The following is a 16,275-nucleotide window of genomic DNA, read 5'->3' on the forward strand; positions in this document are numbered from 1 at the left end:
CGACCGCGCACCGGGCTCATCCGTCGGGAGGGTCGGTGCTGTCCGCCGCGCCGATCGGCTCCTAGGGTCGGGGTGTCCGGCCCGTCGGGGCGGCTCCGCACACGCGGCGATCACAGGGGACGAGCAGATGAGCCAGCACGACGGCAGCCAGCACCCGGGTCCGCAGGGGTACGTAAACCCGTCCTACGGTCCTCCGCCGGGTCCGCCCTACGGTCCGCCGGGTCCGCCCTACGGTCCGCCGGGGGCGCCGTACGGTCCGCCCCCGTACGGCTACGGCTACCCGCCGCCGCCGCAGCGCACGAACGGGCTCGCCATCGCCTCCATGGTGCTCGGCATCGTCTGGCTGTACTGGATCGGCAGCATCCTGGCCCTGGTCTTCGGCTACGTGGCCAAGAAGCAGATCCGTGAACGCGGTGAGGGCGGTGACGGCATGGCGACCGCGGGGATCGTCCTCGGCTGGGTCGGCATCGGCGTCCTCGCCATCCCCCTGGTGCTGGGCACAGCGGCCGGCCTCAGCTGAACAGGCCGCGGACGTCGTCGGCGGTGAGCGCCCCTGAGGCGAGCGCGCCGTCGCCGACGACGCGGGAGAACAGGGCCTGCTTGCGCGCCTTGAGCTCCATCACCTTCTCCTCGATCGTGCCGACGGCCACCAGCCGGTAGACCATCACCGTCTTGTCCTGCCCGATCCGGTGCGCCCGGTCGACCGCCTGCGCCTCGCTGGCCGGGTTCCACCAGGGGTCGAGCACGAAGACGTAGTCGGCCTCGGTGAGCGTGAGCCCGAAGCCGCCGGCCTTGAGGCTGATCAGGAACACCGGGGCGCTGCCGGTGCGGAACTCCTCGATCCGCGCGTCCCGGTCCCGGGTCCGGCCGTCCAGGTAGACCCAGTCGATGCCCTCGGCGGTCAGCCGGTCGCGGATCGAGCCGAGGAACCGGGTGAACTGGCTGAAGACCAGCACCCGGTGCCCCTCGGCGACGACCTCGCGCAGCTGGTCCAGGAACGCGTCGGCCTTGCTGGAGCGGACGTCGGCGTACGCCGGGTCGATCAGCGCCGGGTCCAGGCTGAGCTGACGCAGCAGGGTGAGCGACCGGAAGATCGTCATCCGGTTCTTCGACATGTCCTCGACCAGGCCGAGGACCTTGCTCCGCTCGCGCTGCAGGTGGGTCTGGTAGAGCTTCTCGTGCCGGGGGTTCAGCACGACCTCGAGCACCTGCTCCTGCTTGGGCGGCAGCTCGGCGGCCACCATCTCCTTGGTCCGCCGGCGCATCAGCGGGCGGATCCGCCGCCGCAGCACGGCCAGCTTCTCCGCGTCGCCGTCCCGCTCGATCGGGATCCGGTAGAACTCGGTGAACCGCTCCGGGTCGGGGAAGAGCCCGGGCGCGACGATGGACATCAGGGCCCAGATGTCCATCACGCTGTTCTCCAGCGGCGTCCCGGTCAGCGCCAGCTTCACCGGCGCCGGCAGCATCCGCGCGCACTGGTAGGTGCGGGCCTGGTGGTTCTTCACGAACTGGGCCTCGTCCAGCACCAGCCCGCGCCACGGAAGCGACGTCCAGGAGTCGGCGTCGATCCGGAACAGCGCGTACGAGGTCACGACGACGTGCGCGCCGGCCACCCGGTCGCCCAGCGTGGTGCCGGCCTTCCGCTCGGTCTCGTCCACGGCCACCACCCGCAGCCCGGGGGCGAACCGGGCCGCCTCCCGGGTCCAGGTGGAGACCACGCTGGTCGGCGCCACCACCAGCACCGGGGCCGCGTCCAGCTCGCCGGCCTCGTGCGCCCGGCACAGCAGCGCCAGGGTCTGCAGCGTCTTGCCCAGGCCCATGTCGTCGGCGAGCACCCCGCCGAGCCGGTGGTCCCAGAGGAAGGACAGCCAGCCGTAGCCCTCGCGCTGGTAGGGCCGCAGCTCCGCGACCAGGCCGGCCGGTACGGGCGGTGGGTCCGCGGTCTCCGCGTCGATCAGCCCCCGCACCTCACGGGTCCAGCGATCGCTCTGCTCGGTGACCACCCCGAGCCCCAGCAGCTGCTCCCAGAGCCCGGCGGAGAAGCGGCTGACCTGCACCTCGCCCCCGGGCAGGTCCCGCAGCTCCCGGGCCTCCTCGATCAGCAGCCGCAACTGCTCGAACTCCGGGCGCTGCAGGGAGAACCAGGTGCCGCTGATCAGCGCCAGCCGGGTGCGCCCGGCGGCCAGCGCGGAGAAGAGCGTCGCGAAGGGCACGTGCTGGCCGTCCATCGTCACGGTGATCCCGAGGTCGAACCAGTCGGACTCCCGGCTGTCCCGCGCGGCGAAGCTGATCTGTGGCGCCGACGTGGTCTGCCGGTAGGACGTCGGGGTGCCCACGACGGTGAGGTCGACGCCGGGGTCGGCGCGCAGCGCGGGGAGGACCTCGGTGGTGAACTCCAGCGCCTCCATGCCGGCCAGCTCGACGTGCTCGGCCAGCCGGCGCTCCGGCGTCCACAGCTCGGCGACCCCACCCACGGGGCCCGGCAGCGCCTCGACCAGCAGTTCTTCGGCGGCCAGGTCGCGGCCGTCGGCCGGACCGGCCGCGGTACCCGGGGCGTAGGACCGGTCGCCGTAGCGCACCGACCAGGCCACCGTCACCGTCGCGTCACCGGGGTAGCGCACCTCGGCGGCCAGCCTCGGGGGCGGGACGTCGGTGATCTCCACCGAGCCGTCGGCGGAGATCACCGGCACCGCCTGCCGCAGCCCCGGGTAGAAGTCGCGGCGGAACCGGTCGACGTCGCCGGCCGGGATGCCGATGACCCCACCCCGTGCCACCAGGCCCGCCAGCACCGGCGGCACCGGGGAGTCGAGCCGGGCGAGCACCAGGCCCGGTGCGCCCTCGGGTGCCTCGTCCCGGGCCGGACCGTCGACGGTGACCCCGTGCGGGGGCATGCCGAGGAAGGAGAGCGCGGCCGGGGGGACGGCCCGGCCGTCGACCCGCAGGACGGCGGACAGCTCGGTGCGGTCGCCGTTGTCGCGCAGGTCGACCGCCACGTCCGCCTCGGCCTCGGCCAGCACCACCGGCCGGGGGGAACGGTCGGCGGTCACCAGCGGGACGCCGTCGGCCACCGCCTCGGCCAGCAGCCGCCACAGCCCGGGGCCGAACTCGTGCAGGTACACGTCGACCGGGGCGTACGAGTAGAACTGGTTCCGCGCGGCCTGGTGCGTGGCGTGCAGCGCCCGCATGGAGGCCACGTGCGCCGGGTCCCAGCCGGCCCGGCTGTTGTCGTACTGCAGCTGCCGCCAGGAGATCCCGGTGCGGACCCACTGCCCGCGCTTGCCCGGGACCACCGGCCGCAGCCGCACCAGCCGCTGCCGGGTGCCCGGTGCGCCGACCGAGCTGCGCCCCTGCCCGGGGGCCTGCTCGACCAGCTCGAACTGCAGCCCGATCGGCACCGCGGTGCGTGGCCTCCGGTCGGCGGCCGCGGCCACCAGCTCCTCGAGCTCCTGCTCCCACCCGCTCGCCACCGGGGACGCCTTGAGGCTCGACCGCAGCGACAGCAGGACGGCGACCGCGTGCTTGCAGTCGTCGCCCACCGGGCACGTGCACGCTCCGGCCCAGCCCACCCGGCCGCCGTCGGTGCGCACCACCGTCGTCCGGTAGGGCTCTGGCGCGCCGCCCTGGACCAGACCGGTCAGCCGCCGTGCGTCATCGGCCAGCCGGACGTCGAGGACGCGGCGGGCGACGTAGCGGCGGGCGCGGTCGAGCACGTCGGCGCCGACGGCGTCGGCCAACGCCGCGTCGGTGACCATCTCCCGCCAGTCACCGAACACCCGGCCAGGTTACGGCGAGGCACCGACGCGACGCCCCGACGTCACGTCACCGCGCGTCCACCCGGCCCAGGAAGTCCAGGAGTGCCGCCGACAGGGCCTCCGGGGCCTCCAGGGCCGCGTGGTGGCCGACTCCGTCGAGCTGTGCGGAGGCGACGTCGTCCGCGGTCACCTGGCGCATGGTCGCGGCGGTGAAGGGGCCGCCGCCGGCACCGACGGCGAGGACCGGCACGGTCAGGGGCCGGTCAGCTGCGAGGGCCCTGAGCTCGGCACCCTCGGCGAGCATCGACCGGTAGAGGCCCGCGGCCCCGCGCCAGCCGTCCGGGCGCGCGTAGGTGCGGGCGAACTCCGCGACGTCGGCGTCGGTGATCGCCCCCGGGACGGCGGTCATCGCGGGAAAGGCCCAGTCGCCCAGGAGCTCGCGCTCCCGGCCCGCGAACAGCAGTTCGGGGATCCCCGGTGCCGCGAGGACGCCGATGTGCCAGGCACCACCGTGGGTCACGTCAGCGAGCCCCTCCAGCCCGAAGCCGGCCAGGCCCATCTCGATCGCGGTCAGGCTGCGTACGTCCTGTGGGTGGGTGGCGGCCAGCCGGAAGACCGTGGCCCCGCTGATGTCCTGCCCGGTGAGGTGCACGGGGCCGACGTCGAGGTGGGCGATGAGCTGGTGCAGGTCCTCGGCCGACGTCGCACTGTCGTAGCCGCCCTCGGCGTTGCCCGAGTCGCCGAAGCCGCGCAGGTCGACCGCGAAGACCTGGTGCTCGGCCGCGAGGAGTGGGATCAGCTCGTGGAAGGTCCACCAGGTCTCCGGGAAGCCGTGCACGAGCAGCACCGGGGACCCCGTCGTGCCGGCGGACACGTAGTGCAGCTCGGTGCCGTTGACCGCAGCGCGGTGGTGGGAGATCCCCGAGAGGGCGGGGCTCGAGTCGGGAACGGGCACGTGACACTCCTTGGTTAGACAACCTGGTTGTCCAACTATAGACAACTAGGTTGTCGTCGTCCATGCCTGCCCTAGCCTCTCGGTGTGTCCCGTTCCGGCGCCGACCTCGCGCTGCTCCTCCTCGGCGGCTATCGCACCCTCGTGGACGCCGTGGTCGTCGAACTGGCCGCCCGTGGGCACCCCGACGTCCGGCCGGTGCACGACTTCGCCATGCGGGCCATCGAGTCGGGGGCCGAGAACGCCTCGGAGCTGGGCCGGCGGCTCTCGGTGTCCAAGCAGGCTGCGGCGAAGACCATCGCCGTCCTGGTCGAGCGCGGGTACGTCGCCCGGGACGCCGACCCGGCTGACGCGAGACGCAAGCGCATCCAGGTCACCCCGCGCGGGTTCGAGGTGATGCGCCAGGGGGAGGCGGTCTTCGACGAGCTGCGCGCCCGGTGGGCGCAGCGGCTCGGTGAGCAGGAGCTGGCCGCGATCGAGTCCGGCTTGACGGCTCTCGTCGGTGACTCGCCGGTCCGGATCGACGCCCCCGGGTGGGTCGCGCACGACCGCGACTGACGGTGCGCGCGGCCGGGTCGCGCAGACAGGTGTCCCGGCGCGAAGATCAACGCATGAGCTCCGACCGCGCCGGCCAGCCGGCCCAGCCCTCTGACCTGGTCGACGTCCCGCATCTGGTGACCGCGTACTACACGGTCGAGCCGGATCCGCACGACGTCGCCCAGCAGGTCGCCTTCGGGACGTCCGGGCACCGGGGATCCTCCCTGGACGGCGCGTTCAACGAGCCGCACATCCTCGCCACCACCCAGGCCATCTGCGAGTACCGCGCCCAGCAGGGGTACGACGGCCCGCTCTTCGTCGGCCGGGACACCCACGGGCTGTCCGAGCCGGCCTGGGTGAGCGCCCTGGAGGTGCTGGCCGCCAACGACGTCACCGTGCTCGTGGACGCCGCGGACCGCTACACGCCCACCCCCGCGGTCAGCCACGCCATCCTGCGGGCCAACCAGGGGAAGACCTCCGGGCTGGCCGACGGCATCGTCGTCACCCCCTCGCACAACCCGCCCCGGGACGGCGGCTTCAAGTACAACCCGCCCTCGGGCGGGCCGGCCGACACCGACGCCACCGGCTGGATCGCCAAGCGGGCCAACGAGCTGCTGGCCACCGGTCTCGACGGGGTGCGCCGCATCCCGATCGCCCGGGCCCGGGCCGCGGCGCAGTCCTACGACTTCCTCGGCACCTACGTCGACGACCTGCCGCAGGTGCTGGACCTGGAGGCGGTGCGCAGCGCCGGTGTGCGGATCGGTGCCGACCCGCTCGGCGGGGCGAGCGTCGACTACTGGGGTGCGATCGCCGAACGGCACGGCCTGGACCTCGCCGTCGTCAACCCGCTGGTCGACCCGACGTGGCGGTTCATGACGCTGGACTGGGACGGCAAGATCCGGATGGACTGCTCCTCCCCCTCGGCGATGGCCTCGCTGATCAGCGCGAAGGACCAGTTCCAGATCGCCACCGGCAACGACGCTGACGCCGACCGGCACGGCATCGTCACCCCCGACGGCGGGTTGATGAACCCCAACCACTTCCTGGCCGTGGCGATCTCCTACCTCTTCAGCCACCGCGACGGCTGGGGCGCCGAGACGGCGGTGGGCAAGACGCTGGTGTCCTCCTCCCTGATCGACCGGGTCGTAGAGTCGCTGGGGCGCCGGTTGGTCGAGGTGCCGGTCGGCTTCAAGTGGTTCGTGCCCGGCCTGCTGGACGGGTCGGTCGGGTTCGGTGGCGAGGAGTCGGCCGGGGCGTCGTTCCTCCGCCGCGACGGCGGGGTGTGGACGACGGACAAGGACGGCATCCTGCTCGCCCTGCTGGCCTCGGAGATCCAGGCCGTGACCGGGAGCTCTCCCTCGGAACTGCATGCGTCACTGACGCAACGATTCGGGGAGTCGGCCTACGCCCGGGTCGACGCTGCGGCCACCCGGGAGGAGAAGGCCGCGCTCGGCAAGCTCTCCCCCGACGCCGTCACCGCCACCGAACTGGCCGGCGAGCCGATCACCGCGAAGCTCACGAAGGCGCCCGGCAACGGCGCCGCGATCGGCGGACTGAAGGTCACCACGGAGAACGCCTGGTTCGCCGCCCGACCCTCGGGCACCGAGGACGTCTACAAGGTCTACGCGGAGTCCTTCAAGGGCCCCGACCACCTCGCCCAGGTCCAGGAAGAGGCCAAGGCCGTCGTCAGCGCCGCCCTCACCCCCTGACCCATCGAGGGGCCAAAGTCGCGATCTTGGCCCCTCACGAGGTCAGTGCCTCCCGGACCCGACGGACGACGGAGTCCAGGTCCCGCAGGTCGGGAGCGCTCAGGCGGATGACCCGCCAGCCGGCCGCGACCAGGACGGCGTAGCGCCGGTCGTCGGACACGATCTTCTCCGCGTCGAAGTGGTGGGCACCCTCGTACTCCACGATGAGCTTGGCCTCCGGCCAGGCGAAGTCGACCTTGGCCAGGAACTCGCCACGGTGTTGCACGTGGAACTGCGGGACGGGCGCCAGTCCGGCGAGCACCAGCGCCACTCGCACCTTCGACTCCGGCGCGGACTCCGCCCGCGGGTCCACCAGGCCGAACGCTCGGCGGACCTTGGTGACGCCCCACTCGCCGGCGGCACTCTCCAGCCGTGAGGTCAAGGTCGACGCAGTCACCGATCCGGCTCTGACCATGGCGTCGAGTGCGGCCACAGCCGTGGCGAGCGGCTCCAGGGCGGCGACGTCCCAGACGGTGCGGAGAGCGGTGCTGACCGGGACGTCGCCGATCACGTCGACGTCCCGGGGACCGAAGACGGTCTGGTGGACGCGCACTCCTCGTGGCCCCGACCAGCGGACGTCCGCGCTCCGGAGAACGGTCACCGGGTCGGCCGGTCCGGCGAAGGGAGCGCCGTGCCAGGCGGCGGCCGAGTGTCCACCGATCGCCGTCCCAGCCGGGAGCAGCAGCGCGACACCGGTGCAGCGGAGCCGGTGGTCGAACTCAAGCCCGGGATCGGCGTAGACGCCCTGGACGATGCGCCGGTAGCCCAACAGGCGGAGTTGCTTGCGGGTGATCGCCCTCTCCGCGATGGCGTGGCTGGCGACGAAGACACCGTGGAGCGGTCGTGAGGGCACCGGTGCAGAGTGGTCGACGGAGTCCGGTCTCTGCTCTCGTCGTCCACAGGGGCCAAAGTCGCGATTTTGGCCCCTGTCAGCGGGTGAGGAGGCCGCCGAGGAGCATCAGCGTGAAGGCCAGCGCGGGGGCGCCGACGAGGACGGCGAGCTGCCACCGGCTGATGCGCGCCATGTCCTCGCCGGTGCGGGGGTCACGCACGGTGTCGTCGGGTTCCCGCCGGCTCGTGGCGACGACCCAGGCGGCGCAGGCGGCCAGGACGACGACGGCGCCGGCGGCCATCAGCCCGGCCGGGACGCCGAACGCCGCATCCTCCCCCGCGCCGAGCGCCCACAGGCTGTCGGCGAGCAGGAAGCTGGCGACGCCGATGACCACGGTGACGACCAGGTGCGCCCACGTCAGACCGGTCAGCAGGTGACGCCAGCCGCGGCCCCGCTGCAGGCCGAGCGCCTCGGCGACCTCGTCGGCGTACTGCTTCGGCTCGCCGAACGCCTGGCGGGGGTCCTCCCCGGTCTCCGCCACGTGGCTCTGCACCTCGGCGAGGACCTCGCCGATCCGGGTGCCCGGGACGTCCCGCAGTCGCAGCGCCAGCAGCAGGTCGTCGCTGTAGGCCTGGTCGGTGCTCTTCATGGCGTGCTCCTCGCAGCGGGCAGGGGTGTCAGCAGGCCGGCGGCCCGCTCGGTGAAGACGTGCCAGAGCTCGGTCCGTTCGCGGAGGGACTGCTCACCGGCGTCGGTGAGGGTGAAGAACTTGCGGCCCGGCCCCCCGTCACCGGCCTCCCAGGAGGAGGACACCAGGCCCTCGGTCTCCAGGCGGGTCAGGATCGGGTACAGCGTGCCGCCCTTGACCGGCCCCAACCCTGCCTCGGCCAGTCGGGCGGCGATCGCGTAGCCGTAGGTCGGCCCGTCGGCGACGACGCGGAGCACGCACAGCGACAGGACGCCGCGCATCCACTCCCCGGGCCATCGTTCTGCTGACACGGGCTAGACAGTACGACTGACTAGTCAGTCGCACAAGCTAGTCACCCGGGTGGATGGGCCCGGACGCACCGCAGGCCCGCCGGAGCGGACTCCGACGGGCCTGCAGTGCCGACGAGGAGGCGTCAGCTGACGTCCTCGTCGACCCAGTCGAGGGACTTCGTGACCGCCTTCTGCCAGTTGCGGTAGTAGCGCTCGCGCTCGTCGGTGGGCATCTGCGGGTCCCAGCGCTTGTCCTCAGCCCACTTGGCGGTGAGCTCGTCGAGGTCGGACCAGAAGCCGACGGCGAGCCCGGCGGCGTAGGCCGCGCCCAGCGCCGTCGTCTCGGGGATCTTCGGCCGGATCACCGGGACGCCGAGCAGGTCGGCCTGGAACTGCATGAGCAACTCGTTGCCGACCATCCCGCCGTCCACCCGGAGCTCGGTCAGGTCGACCCCGGAGTCGGCGTTCATCGCGTCCAGCACCTCACGGGTCTGGTACGCGGTGGCCTCTAGGACGGCGCGGGCCAGGTGCCCCTTGTTGACGAACCGGGTCAGCCCGACGACGGCGCCACGGGCGTCCGACCGCCAGTGCGGGGCGAACAGCCCGGAGAACGCCGGGACGAAGTAGGAGCCGCCGTTGTCGTCGACCGAGCGGGCCAGGTCCTCGATCTCCGGGGCGGTCTTGATCATCCCCAGGTTGTCCCGGACCCACTGCACCAGCGAGCCGGTGACCGCGATCGACCCCTCCAGCGCGTACACCGGCTTGGCGTCCCCTAGCTGGTAGCACAGCGTGGTGAGCAGCCCGTTCTCCGACGGGACGGCCTCCTCGCCGGTGTTGAGCAGCATGAAGTTGCCGGTGCCGTAGGTGTTCTTGGCCATGCCCTTGGTGAAGCAGACCTGGCCGAAGGTGGCCGCCTGCTGGTCACCGAGCGAGCCGGCGATCGGCACCCCGGCCAGGAAGCCGGCCTTGCGGCCCTTGCCGTACTCCTCGGAGTTCGACCGGATCTCCGGGAGCATGGACATCGGGATGCCCATCTCCTCGGCGATGTCGGCGTCCCAGGCCAGCGTCCGGTAGTCCATCAGCATGGTGCGGGAGGCGTTGGAGACGTCGGTGAGGTGCAGCCCGCCGTCGGCCCCGCCGGTCATGTTCCAGATCAGCCAGGAGTCGATGGTGCCCATCAGCAGCTCGCCGCGTTCGGCGCGCTCGCGGGCGCCGTCGACGTTGTCCAGGATCCAGCGGACCTTGGGGCCGGCGAAGTAGGTGGCCAGCGGCAGGCCCACCTTGTCCTTGTACCGGTCGGCGCCGCCGCCGAGGGCGCCGAGCTCCTCGATGATCTTCGTCGTGCGGGTGTCCTGCCAGACGATCGCGTTGTAGACCGGCTCGCCGGTGCTCCGGTCCCAGACCACCGCGGTCTCGCGCTGGTTGGTGATCCCGACCGCGACGATGTCGGAGGTGCCGGCGTCGCTGCGGGCCAGCGCCTGGCCGACCACCTCGCGGGTGTTGCGCCAGATCTCCATCGCGTCGTGCTCGACCCACCCGGCGCGCGGGAAGATCTGCTCGTGCTCCTTCTGGCCGACGGACACGACGGCGCCGTCGTGGTCGAAGATCATGCACCGGGTGCTGGTGGTGCCCTGGTCGATGGCTGCTACGTACTGGGCCATGCGAGTTCCTCCTACAGAAGGAGGGGCCAAAATCGCGACTTTGGCCCCCGGAAGGGGTCGGGTCAGACGTTGACGTGGGAGAGCAGGCCGGCGAGGACGGCGCCGATCAGCGGGCCGACGATCGGCACCCAGGCGTAGCCCCAGTTGCTGTTGGTCTTGCCACGGATCGGCAGGACGGCGTGGGCGATGCGCGGCCCGAGGTCACGGGCCGGGTTGATCGCGTACCCGGTCGGGCCACCGAGCGAGGCGCCGATGCCGACGACCAGCAGGGCGACGGCCAGCGGGCCGAGCTGGCTGGGGGTGTCGCCGAACCGCAGGATGATGTAGACCAGCACGAACGTGCCGACGACCTCGGTCACCACGTTGTCCTTGACCGTGCCGAGGGCCGGGCCGGTCGCGAAGGTGCCGAGCTGGGTGCCGGCGGCGTCCGGGTCGTTGTAGTGGCCGTAGTAGGCGAAGTAGGCGAGGACCGCACCGAGGAAGGCGCCGACCAGCTGCCCGGCGAAGTAGACGAACGTGCTCGCGACGCTGACCTCGACGCCGGGGGCGTACGTGTCGGTCCCGCTGACCAGCAGGCCGACGGTGACGGCGGGGTTGATGTGTGCCCCCGAGGTCGCCCCGGCGAAGACGCCGGCGAAGACGGCGAGCCCCCAGCCGAAGATGATGACGATCCAGCCGCTGCCGTTGCCGTTGGTCTTGGGCAGCACGACGTTGGCGACCACGCCGACGCCGAGCAGCAGCAGGATTCCGGTGCCGAGTACTTCACTGCCGAACACGGTCCACAGACCGACGGTGTCCACGAGTAGGCGCTCCTCACGACGGGCCCGCGGCGTCGCGGACCGGGTGGGTCGGTGACGGGTCTGTGGCGGTGATCACCACGCGTCCCGTCGTGGGAGGACCGTAGGAGGCCGGATGTGAGCTGGACAACAGTCGGCGTCCGACACTGTCGCACCGACCGGCTCAGGGAGCGCCCCAGGCGATGCTGAGCTCCACTGCACGCTCCCAGCACCGGTACTCCGCGGTCAGCGCCTGGGCCCGTTCCGGGGTGGGCGTCCACTGCGCGGACCGGTGCCAGTTCCGGCGCAGCGCCTCGACGTCCGACCACACCCCGACGGCGAGGCCGGCCGCGTAGGCCGCGCCCAGCGACACCGTCTCCCCCACCATCGGCCGCACCACCGGGGTGTCCAGCGCATCGGCCACGAACTGCATGAGGAGGTTGTTGGTGGTCATCCCGCCGTCCACCCGCAGGGCCGGCAGCGAGAGGCCGGAGTCCGCCGCCATCGCCTGCACCACGTCGCGGGTCTGCCAGCCGGTGGCCTCCAGGACCGCCCGGGCCAGGTGCCCCTTGGTGACGTAGGAGGTCAGCCCGGCGACCAGGCCTCGGGCCTCACCCCGCCAGTGCGGGGCCAGCAGGCCGGAGAACGCCGGGACGACGTAGCAGCCGCCGTTGTCGGCGACCGTGCGCGCCAGGGTCTCCACCTCCGCGGCCGAGCCGATCAGGCCGAGCCCGTCCCGCAGCCACTGCACCAGCGCCCCGGCGACGGCGACCGACCCCTCCAGCGCGTAGCGCGGCGCCTCCCCGGCCAGTTGGTAGGCCACCGTGCTGATCGACCCGGAGCGGGTGCGCACCAGCTCGGTCCCGGTGTTCTGCAGCAGGAAGCTGCCCGTGCCGTAGGTGCACTTGGCCTCCCCGGGCGCGAAGCAGGCCTGGCCGAAGAGCGCCGCCTGCTGGTCGCCCAGCGCCCCGGCGATCGGCAGGGCCCGGTTGAGGGCGGTGGCCCGGCCCAGGATGCCCACCGAGGGCCGGATCTCCGGCAGCATCTCCGCCGGGATGTCGAAGAAGGCCAGCAGGTCGGGGTCCCACCGGCAGCTGCGCACGTCCATCAGCAGGGTGCGGCTGGCGTTGGTCACGTCGGTGACGTGGACGCCGCCGTCCGGTCCGCCGGTGAGGTTCCAGATCAGCCAGGTCTCCATCGTGCCGAACAGCAGCTCACCGCGTTCGGCGCGCTCCCGGGCGCGCGGCACGTGGTCGAGGATCCAGCGCAGCCGCGGGCCGGAGAAGTAGCCGGCGATCGCCATCCCGCTGCGCTCGGCGACCAGGCCGGCATCGGGTCGGGCGGCCAGCTCCGTCACCAGGTCGGCGGTCCGGGTGTCCTGCCAGACCAGCGCGCGGGTGACCGGCCGGCCGGTCACCCGGTCCCAGACCACGGTCGTCTCCCGCTGGTTGGCGATCCCCAGGGCCACGACGTCGCCGGCGTCCGGCACGTCGCCGAGCACCTGCGCGGCGGTCCGCTGGGTGTTCGCCCAGATCTCCATCGGGTCGTGCTCGACCCAGCCGGGGCGGGGGAAGTACTGGTGGTGCTCGCGCTGGCGGACGGCGACCATCCGGCCGCCCCGGTCGAAGACCAGCGACCGCGTCGACGTCGTCCCCTGGTCGACGGCGAGCACGTACCGGTCAGGCACTGACGTGTCCCAGCTCGCGGGACACCGCGTGCGCGGCGTCGACGACCATCGCCAGCAGCAGGCTGCGTGGCACGCCCCGGCCGTCGAAGAGGGAGGTCAGCGGCCCGCTGACGCCCAGCGCGGCGGTCACCAGGCCGCCCGCGGCGCGGACCGGTGCGGCGATCGAGCCCGTGCTCGGCTCCTGCTCGCCCCGCTCGGCCGCCCAGCCCTGCGTGCGCACCTCGGCCAGCTCGGCCGGGGGTGCGGGCGCGTACGCCAGCAGCACCTTGCCCAGCGCGGTGCTCCGCGCGGGCAGGGTGGTGCCGACCTCCAGGACCTGCGCGGAGTCGTCGGGGCGGAAGACGTGGTGGACGACGACGACGTCGGCGCCGGCGAGGGTGGCCAGTCGCACCGCGTGCCCGCTGCGGGCGGCCAGGGCGTCGGCCCAGTTCGAGGAGCGGGCCCGCAGCTCGTTCACGTCCAGCGGCGTGCCGAGCCGCAGCAGCCCGGGGCCCAGGGCGTAACGGCCGGTGGCCGGGTCCTGCTCCACGAAGCCGACGCTCAGCAGGGTGCGGAGCAGGCTGTGCGCGGTGGTCTTGGCCAGCCCGACCGCCGCGGCGATGTCGGTGACCCCGAGCCTGCCGCCGGAGCCGGCCACCACGCGCAGGATCGCGGCTGCCCGCTCGATGGACTGCACGGTGCCCGGCACGACGCCCGACGCTAGGCCATCGGGGGCCCGGATGGTGACCCAGCACACCCGGGTCGTCCGACCATGTCAGACAGCGGGCGTCGACGGCCTTCCCGGCGCCGACCTACCGTGGCATCGTGCGCCGTCGTCGGCGACGGCCCGTACCGAGGAGTTCCCCCATGACGGCAGTCCGCACACTCGGTCCCGAGCAGCGTGCCCAGGCCTGGGCCGACCTCGCGGCCGGCGAGTTCGAGGTCCTGGTGATCGGTGGCGGGGTGACGGGTGCCGGTGTCGCGCTGGACGCGGCGACCCGGGGGCTCCGGACGGCGCTGGTCGAGGCGCGTGACTTCGCCAGTGGCACCTCCTCGCGCTCCTCCAAGCTGTTCCACGGCGGGCTGCGCTACCTGGAGCAGTTCGACTTCGGGCTGGTCCGGGAGGCGCTGCACGAGCGCGACCTGTCGGTCAACCGGATCGCCCCGCACCTGGTCAAGCCGGTGCCGTTCCTCTACCCGCTGACCCGGCACTGGGAGCGGCCCTACGTCACCGCCGGGATCACCCTCTACGACGGCCTGGCCCGTCTGGGGTCGCTGTCCGCCCCGATGCCGGCGCAGAAGCAGCTGACCCGCACCGGTGCCCGGCGGCTCTTCCCCGCCCTGAAGCCGGACTCCCTCGTCGGCGCCATCCGCTACTACGACGCCCAGGCCGACGACGCCCGGCACACCCTCTCCGTGGCGCTCACCGCAGCCTCCTACGGCGCGACCGTGCTCAACTCCGCCGAGGTCGTCTCGTTCTCCCACGCCGGTGGCCGCGTCGTCGGTGCCCGGGTGCGCGACGTGGAGACCGGGAACGAGGTCGACGTCCGCAGCGAGGTGGTGGTCAACGCCACCGGCGTCTGGACCGACGACATCCAGACGCTGGTCGGTGGCCGCGGCCGGTTCCACGTGCGGGCCAGCAAGGGCGTGCACATCGTCGTGCCCCGCGACCGGATCAACGGTGAGACGGGCCTGATCCTGCGCACCGAGAAGTCGGTGCTCTTCGTCATCCCGTGGGGCAGCCACTGGATCGTCGGGACCACGGACACCGACTGGGAGCTGGACAAGGCCCACCCGGCGGCCAGCAAGGCCGACATCGACTACATCCTCGACCACGTCAACGAGGTGCTGTCCGTCCCGCTGACGCACGAGGACATCACCGGCGTCTACGCCGGGCTGCGCCCGCTGCTGTCCGGGGAGAGCGAGTCGACCAGTCAGCTGTCCCGCGAGCACGCCGTCGCCCGGCCGATGCCCGGGGTCATCTCCGTCGCCGGCGGGAAGTACACGACGTACCGGCCGATGGCCGCCGACGCCGTGGACGCCGCGGCCGACGACGTCACCCGCCGGGTCCCGCCGAGCGTCACCGAGAACATCCCGCTGGTCGGCGCCGAGGGCTACGCGGCGATGGTCAACTCCCTCGACGGGCTCTCCGACCGCTGGGGCATCCCGCGGTTCCGCGCCGAGCACCTGATCAACCGGTTCGGCTCGCTGACCCCCGAGGTGCTCGGTCTGGCCGCCGAGGCGCCCGAGCTCCTCGACCCGGTCCCCGGCGCCGAGGAGTACCTGATGGTCGAGATGGTGTGGTCGGCCGCGCACGAGGCCGCGCTGCACCTGGACGACCTCCTGGCCCGGCGCACCCGGATCTCCATCGAGACCCCGCACCGGGGAGTGGAGTCCGCCGAGCCGGTCGCCCGGGCCGTGGCCGGCGTGCTGGGCTGGGACGAGGAGCGGATCACCAGCGAGGTGCAGAGCTACCGGGCCCGGGTGGAGGCCGAGCGGCGGTCGCAGGAGGCCACCGACGACCAGGAGGCGGACGCCGCGCGGATCGCCGCACCGGACACCCGCGCCGTGGCCGTGGGCCGCGCCCTGGGCTGACCGACCGGGCAGCTGCACACGAGGCCGTCGTCTCCCTGTGGGGAGGCGGCGGTCTCGACGCGTCCGGCACCGGGACAGTGACCCATCTCGCCTCCCGATGCACAGGTGTATCCAATACAGTTCTGCATCGTGACCGACGTCGACCTGCAGCGGCCCAAGCGCCGTCGTGAGGCGACCGTCGAGCGGCTGCTGGACGCCGCCCTGCAGACCTTCGCCGAGCAGGGCTTCGCAGCGGCCAGCGTCGAGGACATCTGCAGCCGCGGTGGGTTGACCCGCGGCGCCTTCTACTCCAGCTTCAGGTCCAAGGACGAGCTGTTCGAGGCGCTGATGACCCGCGAGGTCGAGCGTGACCTCGCCCGGGTCGCCGAGCTCCTCACCGGCCTGGCCGACGAGCCGGACCCGCTCGCCGCCGCGGTCGACCGGGTGCTGGGCGCCTTCCGCTGCGACCGCACGTGGGCGTTGGTGGTCACCGAGTACACCTTGCATGCCGCCCGGAACCCCGAGGCCGCCGAGGTGCTCCGCCGGCACGACGAGCAGGTCGGCAGCCGGCTCGCCGAGCTGGTCGACCGGATGGCCGCCGAGGCGGGGCTGGCCTTCACCCTGCCGGCGGCGGACCTCATCGGCGCGGCCACCGCGCTGCTCAGCGGGCTCACCCTCATGTCACTCACCGCGCAGGGCGACCTCGAGCCCCTGCGCCGCACCGCCCTGCTCTCCCTCGTCCGCGGTGCCGTGTCGAGCACCCCGACCACCCCCTGACCCGGCTGAACCCAGGAGAACC

The 16,275-nt window shown here is 72.9% G+C and carries 14 protein-coding genes; 5 read left to right on the forward strand and 9 right to left on the reverse strand.

Annotated elements, in window-relative coordinates:
* Window positions 1-127: 127 nt before the first annotated feature.
* Entirely contained in the window at window positions 128-520 is a 393-nt protein-coding gene (locus O2W20_RS01360) for a DUF4190 domain-containing protein (protein WP_269169957.1), read from the forward strand.
* Here the strand turns inward: O2W20_RS01360 and O2W20_RS01365 are convergent.
* Together O2W20_RS01365 and O2W20_RS01370 are read right to left on the reverse strand one after the other, a co-directional pair.
* On the reverse strand, window positions 513-3,773 hold the full coding sequence (locus O2W20_RS01365; RefSeq protein ID WP_269169958.1) for a DEAD/DEAH box helicase: 3,261 nt from the start codon (window positions 3,771-3,773) through the stop codon (window positions 513-515). The genes O2W20_RS01360 and O2W20_RS01365 overlap by 8 nt on opposite strands.
* 46 nt (window positions 3,774-3,819) lie before the next feature.
* On the reverse strand, window positions 3,820-4,707 hold the full coding sequence (locus tag O2W20_RS01370) for an alpha/beta fold hydrolase (protein ID WP_269169959.1): 888 nt from the start codon (window positions 4,705-4,707) through the stop codon (window positions 3,820-3,822).
* Between the two features lie 84 nt (window positions 4,708-4,791).
* Here O2W20_RS01370 and O2W20_RS01375 point away from each other — a divergent pair, with 84 nt between their 5' ends.
* Window positions 4,792-5,262 (forward strand): MarR family winged helix-turn-helix transcriptional regulator, encoded by a 471-nt coding sequence (locus tag O2W20_RS01375; RefSeq protein ID WP_269169960.1) that lies wholly within the window; start codon window positions 4,792-4,794, stop codon window positions 5,260-5,262.
* Window positions 5,263-5,315: 53 nt separating this feature from the next.
* Window positions 5,316-6,950 (forward strand): phosphoglucomutase (alpha-D-glucose-1,6-bisphosphate-dependent), encoded by a 1,635-nt coding sequence (pgm, locus tag O2W20_RS01380; RefSeq protein WP_269169961.1) that lies wholly within the window; start codon window positions 5,316-5,318, stop codon window positions 6,948-6,950.
* A 34-nt stretch (window positions 6,951-6,984) separates the two neighbouring features.
* On the opposite strand, the gene O2W20_RS01385 is transcribed toward pgm, so the two are convergent.
* The 7 genes from O2W20_RS01385 to O2W20_RS01415 form a co-directional block, all read right to left on the reverse strand.
* On the reverse strand, window positions 6,985-7,842 hold the full coding sequence (locus tag O2W20_RS01385) for an endonuclease domain-containing protein (RefSeq protein ID WP_269169962.1): 858 nt from the start codon (window positions 7,840-7,842) through the stop codon (window positions 6,985-6,987).
* 76 nt (window positions 7,843-7,918) lie between these two features.
* Complete coding sequence (locus tag O2W20_RS01390) at window positions 7,919-8,470, reverse strand: HAAS signaling domain-containing protein (protein WP_269169963.1); 552 nt, start codon at window positions 8,468-8,470, stop codon at window positions 7,919-7,921.
* Window positions 8,467-8,820, reverse strand: coding sequence for a PadR family transcriptional regulator (locus O2W20_RS01395; protein WP_269169964.1), 354 nt, complete (start codon window positions 8,818-8,820; stop codon window positions 8,467-8,469). The genes O2W20_RS01390 and O2W20_RS01395 overlap by 4 nt, the downstream gene beginning before the upstream one ends.
* Window positions 8,821-8,942: 122 nt before the next feature.
* Window positions 8,943-10,460 (reverse strand): glycerol kinase GlpK, encoded by a 1,518-nt coding sequence (glpK, locus tag O2W20_RS01400; RefSeq protein WP_269169965.1) that lies wholly within the window; start codon window positions 10,458-10,460, stop codon window positions 8,943-8,945.
* 62 nt (window positions 10,461-10,522) lie between these two features.
* Window positions 10,523-11,260 carry an MIP/aquaporin family protein gene (locus O2W20_RS01405; protein WP_269169966.1) on the reverse strand — a complete coding sequence of 246 codons (738 nt, stop codon included), beginning with the start codon at window positions 11,258-11,260 and terminating at the stop codon, window positions 10,523-10,525.
* A gap of 160 nt (window positions 11,261-11,420) precedes the next feature.
* Window positions 11,421-12,923 carry a glycerol kinase GlpK gene (gene glpK / locus O2W20_RS01410; RefSeq protein ID WP_269169967.1) on the reverse strand — a complete coding sequence of 501 codons (1,503 nt, stop codon included), beginning with the start codon at window positions 12,921-12,923 and terminating at the stop codon, window positions 11,421-11,423.
* Window positions 12,916-13,611: an IclR family transcriptional regulator gene (locus O2W20_RS01415; RefSeq protein ID WP_269169968.1), complete on the reverse strand. Its 696-nt coding sequence runs from the start codon at window positions 13,609-13,611 to the stop codon at window positions 12,916-12,918. The genes glpK (O2W20_RS01410) and O2W20_RS01415 overlap by 8 nt, the downstream gene beginning before the upstream one ends.
* Before the next feature lie 158 nt (window positions 13,612-13,769).
* On the opposite strand from O2W20_RS01415, the gene O2W20_RS01420 reads away from it, so the two are divergent.
* Window positions 13,770-15,497 carry a glycerol-3-phosphate dehydrogenase/oxidase gene (locus tag O2W20_RS01420; RefSeq protein ID WP_269169969.1) on the forward strand — a complete coding sequence of 576 codons (1,728 nt, stop codon included), beginning with the start codon at window positions 13,770-13,772 and terminating at the stop codon, window positions 15,495-15,497.
* A 129-nt stretch (window positions 15,498-15,626) separates the two neighbouring features.
* Window positions 15,627-16,253 carry a TetR/AcrR family transcriptional regulator gene (locus tag O2W20_RS01425; protein WP_269169970.1) on the forward strand — a complete coding sequence of 209 codons (627 nt, stop codon included), beginning with the start codon at window positions 15,627-15,629 and terminating at the stop codon, window positions 16,251-16,253.
* Window positions 16,254-16,275 lie beyond the last annotated feature (22 nt).

Origin of the sequence: Modestobacter sp. VKM Ac-2982, assembly GCF_026967935.1 — a bacterium.
Lineage (GTDB): Bacteria > Actinomycetota > Actinomycetes > Mycobacteriales > Geodermatophilaceae > Modestobacter.

Bases quoted from the DNA above. Each gene is read 5' to 3' on its own strand.
- O2W20_RS01360 (WP_269169957.1), top strand. From the start codon at position 128: ATGAGCCAGCACGACGGCAGCCAGCACCCGGGTCCGCAGGGGTACGTA.
- pgm (WP_269169961.1), top strand. From the start codon at position 5,316: ATGAGCTCCGACCGCGCCGGCCAGCCGGCCCAGCCCTCTGACCTGGTC.
- O2W20_RS01390 (WP_269169963.1), bottom strand. From the start codon at position 8,470: ATGAAGAGCACCGACCAGGCCTACAGCGACGACCTGCTGCTGGCGCTG.
- glpK (WP_269169965.1), bottom strand. From the start codon at position 10,460: ATGGCCCAGTACGTAGCAGCCATCGACCAGGGCACCACCAGCACCCGG.
- O2W20_RS01420 (WP_269169969.1), top strand. From the start codon at position 13,770: ATGACGGCAGTCCGCACACTCGGTCCCGAGCAGCGTGCCCAGGCCTGG.